21 protein-coding genes, 1 other RNA gene and 2 pseudogenes are annotated in these 19,574 nt (G+C 42.5%); 9 read left to right on the top strand and 15 right to left on the bottom strand.

The features are described from left to right. Positions 1-84 precede the first annotated feature (84 nt). The 3 genes and pseudogenes from fba to B3J29_RS08260 all read right to left on the bottom strand — a co-directional run bounded on the left by fba (position 85) and on the right by B3J29_RS08260 (position 2,800). Positions 85-1,122, bottom strand: coding sequence for a class II fructose-bisphosphate aldolase (gene fba, locus B3J29_RS08270; RefSeq protein WP_004786117.1), 1,038 nt, complete (start codon positions 1,120-1,122; stop codon positions 85-87). 119 nt (positions 1,123-1,241) lie between these two features. Then, positions 1,242-1,458: pseudogene (locus B3J29_RS08265) on the bottom strand (hypothetical protein). Between the two features lie 154 nt (positions 1,459-1,612). Continuing rightward, entirely contained in the window at positions 1,613-2,800 is a 1,188-nt protein-coding gene (locus B3J29_RS08260) for a phosphoglycerate kinase (RefSeq protein ID WP_034170329.1), read from the bottom strand. A gap of 141 nt (positions 2,801-2,941) precedes the next feature. Here B3J29_RS08260 and B3J29_RS08255 point away from each other — a divergent pair, with 141 nt between their 5' ends. The 3 genes from B3J29_RS08255 to B3J29_RS08245 are packed head-to-tail and all read left to right on the top strand — an operon-like array spanning position 2,942 to position 5,112. Continuing rightward, the gene (locus B3J29_RS08255; protein ID WP_175967465.1) at positions 2,942-3,325 is read left to right on the top strand and encodes a DUF2237 family protein; all 384 of its coding nucleotides are present in this window, start codon (positions 2,942-2,944) and stop codon (positions 3,323-3,325) included. Beyond that, positions 3,325-3,918, top strand: a complete 594-nt coding sequence (locus tag B3J29_RS08250; RefSeq protein WP_175967463.1) for a Maf family protein — start codon at positions 3,325-3,327, stop codon at positions 3,916-3,918. The genes B3J29_RS08255 and B3J29_RS08250 overlap by 1 nt, the downstream gene beginning before the upstream one ends. Before the next feature lie 24 nt (positions 3,919-3,942). Further along, positions 3,943-5,112, top strand: coding sequence for a cupin domain-containing protein (locus B3J29_RS08245; RefSeq protein ID WP_175967461.1), 1,170 nt, complete (start codon positions 3,943-3,945; stop codon positions 5,110-5,112). An 85-nt stretch (positions 5,113-5,197) separates the two neighbouring features. Here the strand turns inward: B3J29_RS08245 and B3J29_RS08240 are convergent. The 5 genes and pseudogenes from B3J29_RS08240 to B3J29_RS08215 form a co-directional block, all read right to left on the bottom strand. Next, positions 5,198-7,060, bottom strand: a pseudogene (locus B3J29_RS08240) (sensor histidine kinase). 59 nt (positions 7,061-7,119) lie between these two features. Beyond that, positions 7,120-7,803: a response regulator gene (locus B3J29_RS08230; protein WP_175967457.1), complete on the bottom strand. Its 684-nt coding sequence runs from the start codon at positions 7,801-7,803 to the stop codon at positions 7,120-7,122. Between the two features lie 225 nt (positions 7,804-8,028). Then, positions 8,029-8,826 (bottom strand): glutathione S-transferase N-terminal domain-containing protein, encoded by a 798-nt coding sequence (locus B3J29_RS08225; protein ID WP_175967455.1) that lies wholly within the window; start codon positions 8,824-8,826, stop codon positions 8,029-8,031. Between the two features lie 101 nt (positions 8,827-8,927). Then, complete coding sequence (gene rraA, locus B3J29_RS08220) at positions 8,928-9,437, bottom strand: ribonuclease E activity regulator RraA (RefSeq protein WP_175967453.1); 510 nt, start codon at positions 9,435-9,437, stop codon at positions 8,928-8,930. Between the two features lie 12 nt (positions 9,438-9,449). Beyond that, complete coding sequence (locus B3J29_RS08215; RefSeq protein ID WP_175967451.1) at positions 9,450-10,115, bottom strand: NAD-dependent epimerase/dehydratase family protein; 666 nt, start codon at positions 10,113-10,115, stop codon at positions 9,450-9,452. A gap of 213 nt (positions 10,116-10,328) precedes the next feature. Here B3J29_RS08215 and rpsT point away from each other — a divergent pair, with 213 nt between their 5' ends. Then, positions 10,329-10,598 carry a 30S ribosomal protein S20 gene (gene rpsT / locus B3J29_RS08210; RefSeq protein WP_004786139.1) on the top strand — a complete coding sequence of 90 codons (270 nt, stop codon included), beginning with the start codon at positions 10,329-10,331 and terminating at the stop codon, positions 10,596-10,598. A 139-nt stretch (positions 10,599-10,737) separates the two neighbouring features. Here the strand turns inward: rpsT and B3J29_RS08205 are convergent, their stop codons facing one another. The 3 genes from B3J29_RS08205 to B3J29_RS08195 form a co-directional block, all read right to left on the bottom strand. After that, entirely contained in the window at positions 10,738-10,860 is a 123-nt protein-coding gene (locus B3J29_RS08205; protein WP_004786141.1) for a hypothetical protein, read from the bottom strand. 121 nt (positions 10,861-10,981) lie between these two features. Further along, entirely contained in the window at positions 10,982-11,731 is a 750-nt protein-coding gene (locus B3J29_RS08200) for a histidine phosphatase family protein (RefSeq protein WP_175967449.1), read from the bottom strand. A gap of 60 nt (positions 11,732-11,791) precedes the next feature. After that, a complete protein-coding gene (locus B3J29_RS08195) occupies positions 11,792-12,643 on the bottom strand; it encodes a 3'(2'),5'-bisphosphate nucleotidase CysQ family protein (RefSeq protein ID WP_261634867.1) in 852 nt (283 codons plus the stop codon). Between the two features lie 12 nt (positions 12,644-12,655). Here B3J29_RS08195 and B3J29_RS08190 point away from each other — a divergent pair, with 12 nt between their 5' ends. The 4 genes from B3J29_RS08190 (at position 12,656) to B3J29_RS08175 (ending at position 15,660) form a co-directional block, all read left to right on the top strand. Next, the gene (locus tag B3J29_RS08190; protein WP_175967446.1) at positions 12,656-13,342 is read left to right on the top strand and encodes an HAD-IA family hydrolase; all 687 of its coding nucleotides are present in this window, start codon (positions 12,656-12,658) and stop codon (positions 13,340-13,342) included. Further along, positions 13,335-13,775, top strand: a complete 441-nt coding sequence (locus B3J29_RS08185) for an RNA-binding S4 domain-containing protein (RefSeq protein WP_004786147.1) — start codon at positions 13,335-13,337, stop codon at positions 13,773-13,775. Before B3J29_RS08190 ends, B3J29_RS08185 begins: the two co-directional genes overlap by 8 nt. A 145-nt stretch (positions 13,776-13,920) precedes the next feature. After that, positions 13,921-14,964, top strand: a complete 1,044-nt coding sequence (gene recA / locus B3J29_RS08180) for a recombinase RecA (protein ID WP_004786150.1) — start codon at positions 13,921-13,923, stop codon at positions 14,962-14,964. A 75-nt stretch (positions 14,965-15,039) separates the two neighbouring features. After that, positions 15,040-15,660, top strand: coding sequence for a regulatory protein RecX (locus tag B3J29_RS08175; RefSeq protein ID WP_175967444.1), 621 nt, complete (start codon positions 15,040-15,042; stop codon positions 15,658-15,660). A 300-nt stretch (positions 15,661-15,960) separates the two neighbouring features. Here B3J29_RS08175 and ffs read toward each other — a convergent pair. Then, an RNA gene (ffs, locus tag B3J29_RS08170) (signal recognition particle sRNA small type) lies at positions 15,961-16,057 on the bottom strand. A 296-nt stretch (positions 16,058-16,353) separates the two neighbouring features. On the opposite strand from ffs, the gene B3J29_RS08165 reads away from it, so the two are divergent. Beyond that, the gene (locus tag B3J29_RS08165) at positions 16,354-17,157 is read left to right on the top strand and encodes a YbgF trimerization domain-containing protein (RefSeq protein ID WP_286964952.1); all 804 of its coding nucleotides are present in this window, start codon (positions 16,354-16,356) and stop codon (positions 17,155-17,157) included. Between the two features lie 70 nt (positions 17,158-17,227). On the opposite strand, the gene lpxA is transcribed toward B3J29_RS08165, so the two are convergent. Genes lpxA through lpxD form a run of 3 tightly spaced genes read right to left on the bottom strand, consistent with a single transcriptional unit; the run spans position 17,228 to position 19,574 of the window. After that, complete coding sequence (gene lpxA / locus B3J29_RS08160; protein ID WP_005235299.1) at positions 17,228-18,016, bottom strand: acyl-ACP--UDP-N-acetylglucosamine O-acyltransferase; 789 nt, start codon at positions 18,014-18,016, stop codon at positions 17,228-17,230. Beyond that, on the bottom strand, positions 18,013-18,498 hold the full coding sequence (fabZ, locus tag B3J29_RS08155) for a 3-hydroxyacyl-ACP dehydratase FabZ (protein ID WP_171064833.1): 486 nt from the start codon (positions 18,496-18,498) through the stop codon (positions 18,013-18,015). The genes lpxA and fabZ overlap by 4 nt, the downstream gene beginning before the upstream one ends. A gap of 5 nt (positions 18,499-18,503) precedes the next feature. Next, positions 18,504-19,574, bottom strand: a complete 1,071-nt coding sequence (gene lpxD / locus B3J29_RS08150) for a UDP-3-O-(3-hydroxymyristoyl)glucosamine N-acyltransferase (RefSeq protein WP_005235295.1) — start codon at positions 19,572-19,574, stop codon at positions 18,504-18,506.

Below are 19,574 nucleotides of genomic sequence, written 5' to 3'. Positions count from 1 at the left end.
AACTTATTTCAGGACGGGACATGATTTATATATAAAAAAGCCCACATTCGCTGTGGGCTTTTTTTATAAATTATTCACAATGAATTATTTATAACGCTCAACCATTTTCTCTAAAGAGATTGGACGAATCTTGTCTGCATTACCTGCAGTACCAAATGCTTCGTAACGGTCGATACAAATTTGCTTCATTGCATCTACAGTTGCGCTGAAGAATTTACGTGGATCAAATTCGCTTGGTTTTTCAGCCATCATACGGCGCATTGCACCAGTTGATGCCAGACGCAAGTCAGTATCGATGTTGATTTTACGAACACCGTGTTTGATCGCTTCAACCAGTTGCTCAACAGGAACACCATAAGTTTCTTTGATGTCGCCGCCATACTGGTTAATCACAGCCAGCCATTCTTGCGGCACAGAGCTAGAACCATGCATTACAAGGTGAGTATTTGGCAGTGCTTCGTGAATTTCTTTAATGCGGTCAATTGCAAGAATATCGCCTGTAGGTGGACGAGTAAACTTGTATGCACCATGAGAAGTACCCACTGCAATGGCTAATGCGTCAACATTGGTATCTGCAACGAATTGACGAGCTTCTTCAACTGAAGTTAGCAGTTGAGAATGGTCAAGTACGCCTTCAGCGCCTACACCATCTTCTTCGCCTGCCATACCTGTTTCAAGGCTACCCAGACAGCCGATCTCGCCTTCTACTGAAACGCCACATGCATGTGCCATTTGTACAGTACGGCGAGTCACATCAACGTTGTATTCATATGAAGTTGGTGTTTTACCGTCTTCACCCAAAGAACCATCCATCATCACTGATGAGAAGCCTAACTGGATAGAACGTTGACATACGTCAGGGCTGGTACCGTGGTCTTGATGCATTACCACTGGAATGTGTGGCCATTCTTCGATTGCTGCCAAAATCAGATGACGCAAGAACGGTGCACCTGCGTACTTACGTGCACCCGCAGATGCCTGTACGATTACAGGTGAATTTGTTTGGTCTGCTGCCAACATAATGGCACGCATTTGTTCTAAGTTGTTTACGTTAAATGCTGGTACGCCATAAGCATGCTCGCCGGCGTGATCCAAGAGCTGGCGCAATGAAATAAGAGCCATAATATCCTCCCAGTGAATGCCACATATTCTACATGCACAAAGGTTTCAATTCAGCAACAAATAACACTATTTAAAAAAAATCCCTGCATTTGCAGGGATTTTGTCTCACATTGACCTAATTAAGGTGCCACAGCTTCCGAAGTTGCTGCGACTGAATCGTCTGCAGTCGCTGCATCTGCNNGCATCAATCGCTGCTTGCTGTTCTGGCGTTACAGTCTCATCTGCAACGGCTGCCGAAGCTTCTGCTTCAGCTGCTGGGGCATTTTCCTGTTTCGCACATGCAGTCAGTGCCAATGATGCTGCCAATAATGCCGCTAAAGTTAACTGTTTTTTCATCACGTAATCTCGTCATTTGGTGATTTAATGTCTGCATCTTATGACAGATTTATTGCATTTTAATGACGGAGCCATGAATGGTAAGTTTCTGCTGTCAAAAAAATGACATAAAAAAGCTGGCACTTGGCCAGCTTTTTTAGGCTAAAACATGCAATTAAGCGCGTTCTAGGAGTACCGCAACTGCAGGAAGGGTTTTGCCTTCGACAAATTCAAGGAATGCACCGCCACCTGTAGAGATATAGCCAATTTTGTCAGCAACGTCGTATTTATCAATCGCAGCAAGCGTGTCACCACCACCTGCAATCGAGAAACCTTCCGATTCAGCAATCGCTAACGATAGAGTTTTCGTGCCTTCACCGAATTGATCGACTTCAAATACGCCCACTGGACCATTCCAAAGAATCGTTTTAGACGTTTTCAAAATTTCAGCAAATGCTTTTGCAGTTTCTGGACCTACATCAAGGATCATATCGTTGTCAGCAACATCTTCAACTTTTTTCACAACCGCTTTAGCAGCAGCCAATGAACCTAGGAAGTCATCAAAGTTGATTTCAGATGCATCAGCAACCACAACGTCCGTTGGAAGCGGAACAGAAACTTTTGCTGCAATTGCTTTAGCTGTGTCGATCAAATCACTTTCACACAGTGATTTACCTACATTGTAGCCAGCAGCTGCAAGGAACGTGTTTGCGATACCACCACCAACAATCAATTGATCACAGATGTCAGACAATGAAGTCAAAACATCAAGCTTGGTAGAAACTTTAGAACCCGCAACGATCGCAACCATTGGTTTTTCAGGTGTTTTCAATGCACGACCCAATGCATCCAGTTCAGCCGCCAATAAAGGACCTGCTGCTGCTACTTTAGCTAAACGAGCGACACCTTCAGTTGATGCTTCTGCACGGTGTGCAGTACCGAACGCATCCATCACGAATACGTCACAAAGGGCTGCATATTTTGCTGCAAGTTCAGGATTATTTTTCTTTTCACCTATGTTGAAACGGCAATTTTCCAGTAAAACCACTTGACCCGGCTGAACTTCAACACCATTTAGATAGTCTGTGAAAAGTTTTACTTCCTGACCCAATGCTTCAGTCAGATAAGCTGCTACAGGTGCAAGAGACTGTTCAGCCTTCGGCTCACCTTCAACTGGACGACCAAGGTGAGAATACACCATGACAGCCGCGCCCTTTTCTACTGCAGCTTTAATTGTTGGTAATGCAGCACGTAGACGCGCATCGCTAGTGATTACACCATTTTTAACCGGTACATTTAAATCTTCACGGATCAGAACACGTTTACCCATCAGGTCAAGGTCAGTCATACGCTGAAAGTTCATTGTAGAGCTCTCTTTATAGATATTAAAAACGAGGCGATTTTAAATGATTATGCAGAAAAAGGTTAGCATCTTTTGCAGAAAACATTATGAATGCCAAAGTTTTGTTATGATAGAAAAAAGCTTCTTCCAGATTCAGTACCTATGTCGATACATCCTGATCCTAATCTTAACCGTCTCAATGTTCTGGGCGAGCCTTTGGCGAGCTGTTGTTTTGATCCTATTACTGGGTATTTCCGTAATGGCTTTTGCCATACCGCACCTACCGATCTGGGACAGCACACTGTCTGTGCACAGATGACCTCTGAATTTCTGAATTTTTCCCAGAAAGTGGGCAATGACCTGATTACACCATTACCAGAACTGGGATTTCCTGGACTGCAACCTGGTGATTTCTGGTGTATCTGCGTCACACGCTGGGTAGAAGCTTATGAAGCTGGACAAGCACCACCGGTCAAGCTGCAAGCCTGTCACAAAGCTGTCCTTGCTTATGTTCCTCTCCATATTTTAGAAGAATACGCTGTCTAATGAATACCGCAAAAATCATCTTGGCTTCTTCCAGCCAGACCCGTAAAGAACTGATGAACCGTCTACGTCTTGATTACGTATCGGTCGTCCCGGACATAGATGAATCACCCCAAGGTGAAAATCATGCGGATGAATTAGCTAAACGCCTAGCTTTTAAAAAAGCTCGTCATGTCGCTGAGCTACATCCTGATGCGATTGTAATTGGTTCTGATCAGGTAGCTTGGCGTGAAGGCGCACCAGATATCTTTATGGGTAAGCCCTTAACTGCTGAAAAAGCAGTTCGCCAGTTACAGGCCAATTCGGACAAGATTGTGTACTTCAGTACAGCACTCAGCGTTCAGCAGAAATCTACCGGTTTTGAACGTACGCTGGTAGAACATTATAAAGTCAAATTCCGCAAACTGTCTCAAGCAGAAATTGAGCGTTATGTAGAGATCGAACAGCCCCTGCATTGTGCCGGTAGCTTTAAATGTGAAGGTCTTGGGATTAGCCTATTTGAAACCATGATCGGGCAGGATCAAACTACCCTGATGGGTATGCCAATGATTCAGCTATGCAATATTCTGCGTGAGCTAAAGATTTTAGTTCCTTAATCTCCTTTATTTTAGGCTTTATTTATGTCCCTACCTCTAGACGTTTTAGGCGGTATTACCGCTGAACAATTCCTTGCCGAATACTGGCAGAAAAAACCGCTGTTAGTACGTAATGCCATGCCTGAAATCGCAGGTCTGCTAGAGCCTGATGATGTCATGGAGCTGGCACTTGAAGAAAATGTCACTGCACGTCTAATCAAGCAGAAAGATCGTGATCCAAATCAGTGGTCGGTAAAGACATCTCCTTTATTAAAAGCTGATTTCCAGAAGATGCCTAAGCTCTGGACTTTACTGGTTCAAGCTGTGGATCACTATTCGTTCGACCTGTCTGAACTCTGGAAAAAGTTTGCCTTTATCCCTCAATGGCGTCGTGATGACATCATGGTGTCTTATGCGCCTCAAGGCGGTTCAGTCGGTCAACATTTCGACTTTTATGATGTTTTTCTGGTTCAAGGCTATGGTCATCGCCGCTGGCAACTGGGGCAAATGTGTGATGCCGAGACCGAACTTGTACCGGGACAGCCATTAAAATTATTGCCAGAAATGGATGTGAATTTTGATGAAGTCCTTGCTCCTGGTGATTTGCTGTATGTTCCACCCGGCCTTTCCCACTACGGCGTAGCAGAAGATGACTGTCTGACTTTCTCTTTTGGTTTCCGTATGCCAAATGTCAGTGACATGATGGACCGTGTAGGCGATAAATTTTCGGAAAATGAAGTCTTACGCAATCCATTGACTGACATTATTCGTGATCAAATTAGTGCTGCGGGTGAAGTCACAGGCAATGAACTTGAATATCTGAAAGGCAAAATTATGGAGCAGTTGCATAACTCCAATGTGCTTGAAGACGCCATCATGAGCCTGATGTCAGAACCAAAATATGAAGAGAATATCCCAGAAGCCGAAGAAATTGGTACAGGCGATCTGGAAGAAGCACTTGATCAAGGCTATAGCCTGATGCTCGAACCCGCTTCACGCCTGCTCTATACAAAAGAAGACGGTGAAACCTTGTTCTGGGCCAATGGTGAAGGAATCTGTATTTCTGAAGCATTTACCGCAAAACTGAAGCAGATTGCTGATGGTGAGCGTGTCTTACTGGATGAAGATTTCGCTGACGAAGATATGCTGGAGGATGTTGCTGAGCTATTGAATGATTCTGTACTGATGCTAGTGCCACCGGCTGAAGAAGAGTAAGTTTTTATATCTTGGTCATTTAAATCTATAAAAAAAGGAGGATCATATGGTCCTCCTTTTTTATGTCTGGATAATTTTGAGATGATTAAGGCTGATAGAGTTCCATCACCACGTGTACGCAGGTATTACCTTTTACAGACTGAATATCCAGCATTCCACCCATACGTTCAATGCGCATTTTCATACTGCGCATACCAATACTCATGCCGTTTTTCTGCACCATCTCTGGATTAAAACCAACCCCATTGTCCTGAATTTTTAAAGTCAGTTGATGTGGTTGTGTATATTCCATACTCACACTCACTTTTGTGGCCTGACTATGCTTGATAATATTGGTCAGGCTTTCTTCTACCACACGAATCAGGGTCAGACATTGCAAAGCTGTAGGTTCACGCTGCCAGACTTTGGGAAAAGTCCATTCTACGGCGATATCCATTTCTTCCAGCAACTGGGTAAATCGGTAACGTACTGGCGCAATCCAGATCACTGGCGTTTCAGGCACTTTATTGTCAATAGAAGAACCGCTATCGATGATTTGACGCAGGTCATCCCTAAGCAGCTTCAGCATGGATAAAAACTGCCGGTTAGAAATATTTTCGGTACTTTGATCCACCAGAATCATGGAACGTACAATCGAGCCCCCCAGTCCATCATGCAGTTCATGTGATAGATTAATCCGTTCCTGCAAACGCACATTATCCAGTTCCAGCTTATGCTGATCACTCAAGCTTTTATTTAGATCAGCACTGACTTGCCGTACTTTGGATTCTAACTGCGTATTAAATTTTTCGATCTTTTTGATATTACCATTCAGTCGTGTCCCCATAATTAGCACAACAAACAGGATAATAATCGGTGATGTATAAGGTGATAAGGGTGAGAATTCACTAACCGCCCTTTGACCCAGAATGATCAAATCTATAATGACACACAGCAAAATTCCCCACAGACAAAGCATCAGGAACAGATATTCCCCATTGCGGGTTTTAATGGCCCAGTAGCTGACATACATGACGCAACTAATATAAAGCAGCACATATGAGACAAAAGCGACACTGAGCACCGCTTCTAAATACTCTAAAGAACTGGCTATGATGAATACACTGAATAAAGCAGTAACCCCGATAAGTCCCCGCTCCAAACGCTGAAATTTCTGCTTTAAGAACCGAATTAGATACAGACAAAAACAGTGCATATAGAGGATAAAGAAAATCAGATTGGCTTTACTCGCCCAGATACTTGATGAGAAGGGAAAGTTTTCTGTTGTTAACACATTGGAGATAAACAAAATCCATAATAATGAACTCAGCGCGAGCCAGCCAAAAGTGGTTTCTGAACGTCGGAATAGCCAGATAATCAGGCTAATGACTCCAATCGTACCGGATAGAATCATATTGATCTGAAAGAGCGTACGGCGATCCCAGATCTTTTTTGAGTAATGCTGGTCATTGGCAATAACATTATGGAATTCAATTCTGCCAAGCCCTGCACCCTGAAAACTATAACCTCGTACATAAATCAGCAGTTCATTGTCTGTCTGCTTCAAGCCTGCAATAGGCAAAATCCAGTAACGTGATACATTCCAGCTTTTAGACAAAGGCTCTTGCAGATTTTGATCCGACCACAGCAGATCATCATTTAGGAAAACAGCTCCAGCAGAATTCAGATAGTCAATCCCAAAAACAATCGGTTCAGCCAGACGTATATTGTCCCGACAAGACTAACCCCAGCGAATTTTATACCAGGCACCCCCATTATATTTCGGCCAGTTATTTTTCCAGTTATCCGGCAATGTCACAGGTTGCCAGCCTCCCTCCGGAATTTCGAGATGGCTCGACACTTGAACTTTTTGTTGCTGTTCAATGTTCACCTGACAAAGCTCGTTAATCTGAAAATTATTCTGTGCCAGACTGATGCAAGAGAACAGGCTCAGCCAGCTCCCTATCATCAATAGAGCGAAGAACCTTAATCCTTGTCTAAACATCTTGCTAACAGACAGCATTCGCACTAAAGAATACCTAAATGCCGGGCCGTGCTGACTGCTTTGGTCCGCTTGCTGACACAGAGTTTGCGGTAAATATGCTTGATATGACTTTCAACGGTATAACGTGACACACAGAGTTCATCAGCAATTTCACGATTGCTGAGCCCCTGTGCCACCAATGAAAGAATTTCTTTTTCCCGTTGGGTCAGGCTTTCCTGTTCAGGATCAGGTACGATCTGCTCCAAGGAGGAAGATGGCTCTGAACTGGAAATCTGCTTGAGAATTTCACGCGCAATAAAAGGATCAATGGGTGCGCCGCCGCACAAAATACTGCGAATTGCCAGACTCACTTCTGTATCATCGCGTTCCTTGAGTACATAACCAGTTGCTCCTGCTTTAATTGCTTTTAGCAGACTGTCCTGAGTACTCCAAGCGGATACGACGAGTATCAAAGTTTGTGAACCGAGCTCATGTATTTTTTCAATAATGGAAATGCCATTTCCATCTGGCAATCCAAGATCAATCAGTGCTAAACAGAAGGGTTCTTGTTGCAGAAGATATTCGGCTTCCCTGACATTATTGGCGAATAGCAATACCTCATCGCTATACCCTAGATCCTTTAATATGTTCTTTAAACGGCACTGAATGACATATTGGTCTTCAACAATTAATACAGGTACCGGTAGTACGGCGTCTTGTGCTGTCATAAGCACACCCCTTATCGTTATTCTTATTACCCCATTGAAATTAAAATATAAACAAAAAAAGAAGAAAAATCATGAGTTTTTTTAACTTTATTATGAGCAGGCATAAGTATGAATAATTTTGGAAGCAGAGTTCTTGTTCTTGGAAAATTCAAATTTATAAACTATAAAAATGCCATCTATTTTAAGATGGCATTTTTTTGTAGCTTCTAAATATTAAACAGCAGTTTATTTTTTGCTTTTCTTTTCAGAACCGTATTGCTGCTTCAAATACTCCACAATATCTTTAGATTCGAACATCTTGACACCAGTATTTGGATCAACCAGATAAGGAACCTGGATATTATTCCCCATTACTTTTAAGACTTGTTCACGTTTACCCCCTGGTAAGGGTTCATATTTCCCCGGTTTTAAACGCAGTTTTGCTAGACCTTGATCCTGCCAGCGTTCTTTCGCCACATTATGGTAGATATAAGGGATTTCAAGCTCAGACAATACGCCTCGGACAATACGGGTATAAGGACTAGCTTCAAAGCCCCATAGTTCAAGAAGCTGTTCAGGTGCAGAGGTATTCTTCGACAACGGTTTAGCCATGCCACCACGTAGCCCATTCACCATCGTACCTACAATGGCAGCAACCGGCACTTTGGGATAATTTGAATATTTGGCTGGTGTTTTACCCGTCTTGCCATAATGCTTAAACAAGTGATGAATAATATCCTGAGATTCGTATAGCTTATCTCCAGTATTTTCATCTATTAAAAATGGAAACTGAAGCTTGCCACCCTGCTGTTTCACTTCGGGACGAAAGCGTTTACCGCCTCGTGGGCATGGATACACTTCATAATCGAGATTCAGTAAAGTCATGACCTCACGGACACGACGACAAAAAGGTGATCCTTCATATTCATAAAGCTTGAGAGGCTTTTCAGGCTGATTCGGAAATGGTGTACCGGTCGTACCACGTCCACCTTCCAGAAATGCGGATGCCAATGCCTGTGCTACTTTAATCTGATGGCCTAACATATCGTCTGTCCTCTTTATTATTTTCAAACCGTGAAAGCAGCAATCTAAACTGCCTAACTTCCACGGTATAGCTTGTTTTTGTATATTTTCAATAACCGGAATTAGTCCACCAATTGTTCTTTGGACAGGACAATACCATTGTTATCGGCATAAACGTATTCACCCGATTTAAAGGTCACACCACCAAAATAAAGCGGCACATCTACTTCCCCAATACCTTTACGATTGCTCTTCTGTGGAATTGAAGCCAGTGCATGCACACCAAGATCCAGCTCTGCAATCGCATCGACGTCACGCACACAACCGTAGATAATCACGCCATTCCAGTGGTTTTTCACCGCAGATTCAGCAATCAGGTCACCCATCAATGCACAGCGCATAGAAGCACCACCATCTACAACCAAAACCTTGCCGGTACCGTCTGTCGCCAATAACTCTTTTACTCGAGAGTTATCTTCAAAACATTTTACGGTCACAATCTGGCCGCCAAAGCTTTTACGTGCGCCATAACTTCTAAAGAATTTGCCATCCATGCATGGGGCGACTACCTGCAGGTCTTTATCCGGATTATCATCAAGCAGGTCACAAGTTACAAATGGTACGCTGGACATGATTTTTTACCCTCATTTCATTTTTTGTATAGCTAAATTATCATAAATTTCAAATTTCACAGTCTGATTCAGCGCTGCATATACCATAGTATGAGCCACCTGCTCTGCTGTCACTGGCTTGTATTTAAAAGAATCGGGGATAAAATGCGAAAACTTGTCAAACAGGTTCTGTGCCGCGTCTTCCAGTAAACGCTGATGATCCCGCTCACCAATCAACAAAGACGGTCGGAACAAGCTGATACGCTCCAGAGACAAGCTCTGGATATAATCCTCTAATTCACCCTTTACCCGGTTATAAAACAGTCTGGATTTTGAATTGGCACCCATCGCACTAATCAACAGATAATGAGCATCCGTTTGCTGCACCAGTTCGGCAAAATGGGCATTGATGGTGTAATCGGTATTATAAAAAGCTTCTTTGGAGCCGGCTTTCTTTAAGGTAGTACCCAGACAGCTAAAGGCATGGGTATGGCCACTGACATCCTGGTCATTGAGCATTAAAAAGTCCTCAATGACCACCTGTTTGACCTTGTGCCATTGTTCAAATTCTGGTTGATGTTTACGCACGATGACGCTAATACGCTTACAACTTGGTTCATTTGCCAGCTGTTGCACCAAAGTCTTTCCGACCAAGCCTGTAGCGCCAATCACGATAGGATATGTAATGGTTTTAGTCATTTTTTGTACGATCTCCCTGCTTAGATACTAATCTAACGTTTTCTTTAGAATTTTTCTGCAACTAAAATGTTGTCAAAGCATGTCAAGACTTGACTTAAGCCCATAGTTTCCTCAAAATATGGCACTTGTTTACGGGCTGGTGATAGTTCTTCTGATGTGGTTTTCAGTTGAGTTTCAGCCCGCCCAGACCAATCTATTTCAAGGAGTGCACGAGTGGCAAACTCTGCTCAAGCAAAAAAACGTGCTCGTCAAAACGTTAAAGCACGCAAACACAACGCAAGCTTGCGTTCTATGGTTCGTACATATCTTAAACGTACAGTAGCTGCTATTGCTGCTGGCGACTATGCTGTTGCTACTGAAGCTTACAAAAAAGCTGTTCCAGTAATCGACCGTATGGCTGACAAAGGTATCATCCATAAAAATAAAGCAGCTCGTCATAAGAGCCGTTTGAACGCGCAAGTTAAAGCATTAGCTTCTAACTAATCGCAAATCAAAAGAAGCCCTTTTAGGGCTTTTTTTGTGCCTAAAATTTAATACCAAATCAACAATAAAGAATGATGAATACCAGATTATTCCCAATTCTAGTCATAGAAATCTTTTACTTAAATAAAAATAGAATACATTATTCATCCTTATCCATAGAATGAGGTGTTGTGGTCTGATCTTGCTGCGCATTGTCTGTATCACGCTGACAGGCAGTTAATCCCAGCATAACAACCAGACTTAAAATTGTGATTATTTTCATGATGACTCCTATGCTTTCAAAATTGGTTTAAATATCAGCATAGTGATATTTCATCGTTACTCTATTTCACTTTCATACGATAAATGTAAAAAAGCTCAACCTAAATGATTGAGCCTTTGAATTATTTATTTACCTTTAATTCGGCATTCTGAAATTGGGAAATATCCAGCTCATGCACTTTGCCACGCCAAATCCATTTTAGTTTAGATTCCTCAAATACATCGCCTTCAAACCAGACAAATAGACCTTCCATCATTTTCGGCCAGTCTTCACGACTGACTTCCTGATGCCCAGACATCACTGCAATCATCGCTGCCAGAATGGTGTCATGGCTGACCGCCAGACTGAGTCCATACGGCGTTTTCGGATGAGTGTTGTAAATTAATTCAAGCACATCTACTACGCCATTAATTGGATGTTTCATTCCAGGCAAAGCATTATTGACGAAGCTATTGATAAAGCCTAATGCCCCCTGTTTTTTGAAATATGGCCCTGCTTTTTGAATATCCAGTACAAAACTGCCTGGCTCAACCAGCAAACCCTGTTCCACGATTTCAATCTTATGGGTATGCGGTGCTTTATCCGTTGCATCTGCCCCTTCGATCATCAAGGCTGCGGTATCTACACAGCGCTGAATCGGACTCGATATACAATGCTGGATATGCCGATCTGTTTGATTGACCAGATAAGCGCCCCATTCCTGCGCCAGATCACGTCCTTGCGGCGTCAACTGCAAATCATAACCTGCTAGTCCCTGACCAGCGACATCTTCACGCAGAGAATGCCGCGTAAACAGAGTCACAGGTATCTTGGTATCAGGCAATAAATCTATTGCACTGAGCATACTTGGTGGAAGCAGTTTTAATGCCACAATCTTGCCAACTGATCTATCAACGGAATCTTCCTCACTATACCATGAACGGCTATGAGCTTAATCATTGTCTTGCATGTCCGCCAGTGCCTGTAAAGCCAGTGCTTTCATGGCTTCATTCTTATAGGCGATAAACCCGCCATTCAGTAAGGTCTTGCGCTGGTTGTAGATGAATGGCCGACCTTCCAGATCAACCAACCCTCCACCAATCCGCTCAAGCATGCATTGACCGGCACTGGTATCCCACTCAGAGGTTGGATGGAAACGCGGATAAATATCTACCCGGTCTTCAAGGATCATGCAGAATTTATAGGCACTTCCTGCCTTGAACTCGGTGTACGCGCTAAGTTTAGCCAGACTTTGCAGATACTCGACATATTTTGGCTTTTGCTGACTGCTCTGACTCAGACCGACAAAGACATCCTGATGATCAGTAGCTGCCTCATAGTCAAACCATGCCTGATCCTGAATATCGTATTTTAAAGGCATGCCCTGTTCAGGGCAGAAATAGATCAACTGCTGCGCAGGAACCGCCAAAATAGCAAAGGTAGTCAGACTGCCTCTGACCAGACTAAGATTAATCGTAAATTCCGGGCGCTGGTGCAGAAACTCTTTAGTGCCATCCAGAGGATCAAGTAACCAGAAATCTGTCCAGGCATGACGCTGATCCTGCTGCCCCTCTTCTGACAGTAAAGGTAATTCTGAAATTTCTGCCAAAGCCTGGGTTAAATAACTATTCACCCGATAGTCTGCCTGGGTCACAGGAGAATCATCACTTTTCTTGACAATATCAAACGCAGCACCTGAACAATAACGCTGATATTCTTCTCGCAAAATTTCACAGGCCTGTGTCAAAATGGGCACAAACTGCAAAATCATCGGATCTTGTGGTGCTATTGTCGCTTTAAACATAGAAAACCTTATATGTCGAATTGCTCAGAAAAACCGCCTGTCATCTTTGATATGGACGGAACTTTACTTGATCTTGCCTACGATGATTTCATCTGGAACGAGTTATTACCGATCCGTTATGCCGAAACACATGGCTGTAGTCTGAAACAGAGCCGCGAAACGCTTTATGCATTCTATCAGCAACATAATCATACCCTAAACTGGTACTCTTCTCGCTTCTGGACGGCTAAAGTCGAAGTCGATGTTCTGGCCATGCAAATCGAGCATAAAGATAAAGTTAGCTTACGCCCTTATTGCCTCGAATTACTCGATTATCTTAAAAACAATGGCTATCCGATCTGGCTTGCCACCAATGCCGACTGTGCCGGTCTAGCCTTTAAACTGGAACATCTCAATCTCAAAAATTATTTTGATGTCATTGTCAGCTCGGAAAGCATTGGGCATGCCAAAGAATTTGTAGAATTCTGGCAAGGCCTGAATGCCCTGCATTCCTTTGATCCTGAGCAGGTCTATTTTATTGATGATACCGAAAAAGTCCTGAATGGCGCCAAGGCTTATGGCATCCAGAACCTGTTCTGCATCCAGCAACCATCTTCCAGTAAAGTTGCGCGCCAGACTTGCAATTACCCGATGCTGCACCAATTAACAGATTTAATCACTCATTTAAATCAGTCTGAGGTAAACAAGCAATATGCGTAAATCGTCTTTACCCGAAGATGCGGTAGGCATGCGTATAGATAAATGGCTGTGGGCGGCACGTTTTTTTAAAACCCGTTCAATTGCCAAGAATGCTATTGAGGGCGGTAAAGTCCATCATAATGGTGAGCGTGTAAAAGTATCTCGCGAAGTCCGTGTGGGTATGGAGTTGACGATTCAGCAAGGTATCGACAAAAAAACCGTAGTTGTAAAAGAACTTTCTGATGTTCGTGGTCCTGCACCTGTGGCACAGAAACTGTATGAAGAAACTGAAGTCAGTATCGCTCGCCGGGAATTGATTGCATCGCAAAGAAAGTTGCATAATCTAGCGCGTCCCGATCATCGACCAAGCAAAAAAGATCGTCGAGACATCAGTCGATTCAAGAATGAAAATAGTCAGAACTTTGATCAACATTGGTCATATAATGATGATTAAATTCAAGCGTCAGCATGTGTCGTAACATTGCTGGATTTTATAGAACACAAGGGAAATTTCTGTCACTATATTCCTGTGGAACGAAGCTCTAATGTAAGACATCCACTTGAGTACTAAGTTTGTGACATCGTATTGAGGTTGTAAGATGGATGAGAATAAAAACAAGGCGCTCAACGCTGCCTTAAGCCAGATTGAAAAACAGTTTGGTAAAAACACAGTGATGCGTCTTGGTGACAATACCGTGCAAGCAGTTGAAGCTGTATCTACGGGTTCTTTAACGCTTGATATTGCACTCGGTATTGGTGGTTTACCGAAAGGCCGTATTATCGAAATTTATGGTCCTGAATCTTCAGGTAAGACCACAATGACATTACAAGCAATTGCTGAATGTCAAAAAGCTGGCGGTACATGTGCATTCATCGATGCCGAGCACGCACTTGATCCTCAATATGCCCGTAAACTCGGTGTAGATATTGATAACCTGCTGGTTTCTCAGCCAGACAATGGTGAACAGGCACTTGAAATCGCTGACATGCTGGTACGCTCTGGTGCGATTGACCTGATCGTAGTCGACTCTGTTGCTGCATTGACGCCTCGCGCCGAAATTGAAGGCGAAATGGGTGACTCACATATGGGTCTACAAGCACGTTTGATGAGCCAAGCACTGCGTAAAATTACCGGTAATGCCAAGCGTTCAAACTGTATGGTGATTTTCATTAACCAGATCCGTATGAAGATTGGTGTAATGTTCGGTAGCCCGGAAACGACTACTGGTGGTAATGCACTGAAATTCTATGCTTCTGTACGTCTGGATATCCGCCGTATCGGTCAGGTGAAAGAAGGCGACGAGATCGTAGGTTCTGAAACCAAAGTCAAAGTTGTGAAAAACAAAATGGCGCCTCCATTCAGAGAAGCTCTGTTCCAGATTCTGTATGGTAAAGGCGTTAACCATCTTGGTGAACTGATTGACCTTGCAGTACAGCAAGAAATCGTTCAAAAAGCGGGTGCATGGTATTCATATCAAGGCGACAAGATTGGCCAAGGTAAGAACAATACCATCCGTTACTTGGAAGAACACAAAGAGCTGGCGGATACCATTGAAAAACTGATCCGTGAGCAACTGCTTACTACAGGCAAAGTAGTCGAAGATAAAGACGAAGAAGAACCAGCAGACTTTCTGGATGCATAATCCTTAAACATCATAACAGAGCGCCCTAAGGGGCGTTTTTGTTATTATGGAATAGATATTTTAATCGAGATCAATATGTCAGACGCAAAATTCAGCAAACTTTTGGACTATGATGCGATTAAACAGCAGTTTGGTGATGCTGAAGATTCAGTCACTCCTGCACCTGTTGAGTCACAGGCTTTGCCAGAATTTGATCCGGAAGATAGCTTATTTGGTAACTCTAATAAAGAGCAAAAGAAACCCGGTCTAACCGGCTCCCGTTTGCGTTCTTATGCCTTTGCTGTACTGACTCGCAAGGAATACTCCAAAGCTGAACTCATCGAAAAACTGGCACTTTATGCAGAAGATCGCAATGAAGTGGTCACTTTGGTTGAAGAACTATCTAGAGAAAACTATCAAAGTGATCAACGTGTCGCTGAAATCATGTTGTCGAGCCAAAAGCGTAAAGGCAAAGGCCCCAATCAGATTAAAATGAAGCTAAAAAGCAAAAAGATTGATACTGCCCTGATCAGTGAAGAACTCAAAGAAACGGACTGGGTACAACAGGCTTATGAACTGAAGCTTAGAAAATATGGTCCAGAAGTGACGAAAGACCCAAAACTTAAAGCCAAACAGATCCGTTTTCTAATGTATCGTGGTTTTGAAATGGATGCGATCATGAAAGCGATCAGCCGCAAGGCCAAGGCCGAAGCTTAATTCTTTTGTATTTGTGAAAAAATATGCTTAGGCTATTTTTTATTTTCCTCTTTGCCATCCTGCTTAAATAGTTTCCCTTATTACAATTAATCTCAAACAGCAAAAAGCTTTCAAAAGCTCAAATTAAGATAATCTATTTTCATGATTGAATTTTAATGTTCCAAACAATTCAAGTATCCAAGGAAGTGGCATTAGATAGAAATTTAAAAGTAAACATTAAAGAAAGGGAAAATAATGAAGATTAAGATTTAAAAATAAAGAGAGAATAGAGAAATTTTATAATTATAAATCTGGTGGCAACCCTACCAGCAAAGCTCCGGCACATCATAGATCTACTACCGTTGCTACCTTCCGGTCCTGGCGGGGTTCATAGAGTACAATTGCGAAGTAACCGGCAGGGCTACCATTACAGAAACAGAGTATAGAGATTTTTACTGAAGTTGCAAGGGCTGTATTTCAAATTTTCGGCATAAGCTATCCGTTTGATTATTTTAAAAACAATATGCCCCAAGATGCTGGTTTTTTAATATTCTTCACAATTAATTCATGAATATCGAAATTCACATGATCTTTGTAAAACCTTGTTGCAATTTCTAAAAATGCCGTTTTAAATGTGAAGCTATTAAACGGGTTATCTCTTTTAGAATAAATGAGCTGCGGATACATAATCTCGCCAAAAATCATGGAACTTATATGATGTTTAAGAAACAGGTATTGTGTGCCCTCACTGCACTCTGTACAACCTCTCTTTTTGCTGCGATTCCTATCGAATCACGTGGACTCAGCCAAGGTGCTCAATCAAATAATATCAGCTCTCAATCTGCCATTGCTACAGGTGCAGATGCACCTCAGACCAATACCAGTTGGCAGCTCATGCAAAAAAACCAGCAGCTTGAAAATGATCTACGCAGTTTACGTGGAAAAATCGAAGAACAAGAAAATGAGATCGAGAGATTAAAAAGCGAATTAACCAACCGCTATGCCGATCTGGATCAACGTCTTGAACTGTTGCAGCAAAAAATTGAACCTGCTGAAGATACTCCCGCGGAGGATAACCAACAGGATATTTCTCCCAGTTTAAGCTCTAATGCTCCAGTAGCGACTAATCAGACATCCACAACGCAACAGTCGAGTGAGCAGGAAAAAGCGGCTTATACTATTGCACTGGATGCCTATAAAAATGGTGGTGCAGCTAAAGCCATTGCGCCCATGCAGAATTTCATCAAGAATAACCCAAATAGCGTCTATATCAGCAATGCTCACTTCTGGTTAGCCGAATTCAACCTGTCCATTGATCCACCGAATTTTAATGAAGCAAAGAAGAATTATCTGATTGTGGTTGACCGCTATCCGAATTCTGCAAAAGCCTCTACTGCCGTTTATCAGCTTTATAATATTAGTAAGGATGTAGAAAAGAATGCTACTCTTGCTTCGCAATATAAAGCGAAACTACTCAAGAACTATCCGAAAGCTGAAGAAGTTAAATTTCTTAAGTAAAATATAAAGCCTCAAAATAAAAAAGACACCATGCAGGTGTCTTTTTTAATTCCAACTTCACTTCTATAACTTAACGCACAATGCCACGCTTTGATTGTTCAAGTGAATCAATCAGACGTTGGGCTTCAGAAACTTCTGGAAGAATCTCGTTACGGATTTTCTCAATAGCTTCCTGAGTCGTTAAGCCAGATTTATAAATCAGCTTAAAGGATTCACGTAAACCATTAATCACGTCTTTTGACCAGCCTTTACGACGCATGCCTTCAATATTCATGGCAAATGCATGGGCCGGGTTACCCGATACCATCACATAGGCAGGAACATCTTTCAGAATCAGTGAAGCACCACCAATCATGCTGTAAGAGTCAATTTTACAGAACTGGTGAATACCTGAGTTACCACCAATCACGACATAATCGCCTACGTGTACGTGACCCGCCACACCGACATTATTTGCAAAAATGTTATGATCACCAACCATACAGTCATGTGCAATATGCGTATTTACCATTAACAGGTTATGACTGCCAATCTTGGTAATACCTTTGTCCTGAACCGTACCACGGTGCAGACTGCAGTGTTCACGAATCTTATTATAATCACCAATTTCCAGCCAGGTTTCCTCACCTGCATATTTCAGATCTTGGCAGACTTCACCAACACTGGCGAACTGAAAAATTTCATTATGTTCACCAATACGTGTGAAACCACCTACCACGACATGTGAATGCAGTTTGGTACCAGCACCAATCGTGACATTTGGCCCAATAATACAATAAGGGCCAATCTGTACATCTGCAGCAATTACTGCAGATGCGTCAATGATGGCAGTTGGATGAATTAGGGGATTATTGCTCATGCCTGCTCGACTTTCAGATGGGAAACCATAATTTCCGCGGTTGTTGCGACAATGCCATCTACTGTGGCAATACAATTATATTTATAAATGCCACGTTTTTGCATCACTAATTCAGATTTAAGTACTAATTGGTCGCCAGCAACCACTTGTTTTTTAAATCGAACCTTTTCAGCGCCAGCAAAAAGGAATAATGAACCTTCTTTTGGAGTTTCATTATTCATGACAAAACCAAGGATACCTGAGATCTGTGCTAATGCCTCGACAATCAATACGCCTGGCATGATTGGATAGTTCGGAAAATGGCCTTGCAGAAACTCTTCATTAATTGAGACGTTTTTATAACCAACAATGCCATTTTCGGTAATATCGACAACGCGATCTACCAGCAGAAATGGATAGCGATGGGGCAAATATTCACGAATCTTTTGAATATTCATTGGCAATTCAGGCTTCGTGAATGTAGGCAAATTCGACTCTGTCATCATAATTATTTACGCAACTTAAATGTTGATTCAATGGACTCAATTTGAGATTGCATATGATCCAATCGTTTTACCAACTGGGTCAATGGCACATCTGCTAATTGTCTTAAGCGAACCACTGTGCGTTTCCATTGCTGATTTGGCAACAATCCCATGCCTGAAGAATAAGTACCTTCTTCAGTAATGTTATTTGTCACCATTGACATTCCTGTCAAGGTCACATTATCGGTGATATGTAGGTGTCCTGCTACCCCACAGGCCCCCGCGAGAATACAGTTTTTGCCAATCGTGGTACTACCGGCAATCCCGCATTTGGCTGCAATCGCAGTATTTTCACCAATCTTGACGTTATGGGCGATTTGCACAAGATTATCAATAATGACACCTTGTTCCAGAATTGTGTCATCCAGTGCACCCCGGTCAATACTACAGTTTGAGCCGATCCGGACATCATCTGCAATACGGACTGAACCCAACTGGGCAATCCGATGCCATTTACCTTGATAAGGTGCGAAACCAAAACCTTCACTACCAATCACGGTATTGGCATGGATACGAACACGATTACCAATTTTTGTAGCACCTGTTAAAGTCACATGTGCATCAATAAAACAGTCCCGACCAATTTCAACCTGGTCGTCAATCTGAACGTGTGACTGGATAATGGTATTTTCACCCACCACACAATTCTCACCAATGACGGCATAATGGCCAATATAGGCGCTGTCAGCAATGATGGCAGATGGATGAATTTGTGCGGTACTTTCAATTCCCTGAGTCGTATGCTTTTTCTCAAAAACGTGAGTCAGAATTGCAAAAGCCAGATAAGGATTGGCAACGACAATGAAGTTCTGCTGGGAAATTAGCTGCTCTTTTAATTCAGCAGTCACAATTAAAGCACCTGCCTTACTCTGAGCTGCCTGTTCCAGATATTTATCTGCATTGACAAATGCAAGGTCATGAGAGGTTGCATTTTCAAGACTTGCCAAACCTCTCAAACATAAATCCGCCTGACCTACATACTCACCTTGGACAAGACGAGCGAGGTCAGCTAACTGAAGTTTTTGATGATTCAT

This window comes from Acinetobacter sp. UBA5984, assembly GCF_002429925.1.
Classification (GTDB): domain Bacteria; phylum Pseudomonadota; class Gammaproteobacteria; order Pseudomonadales; family Moraxellaceae; genus Acinetobacter; species Acinetobacter variabilis.
This window is presented reverse-complemented; position numbering and strand designations above follow the sequence as displayed.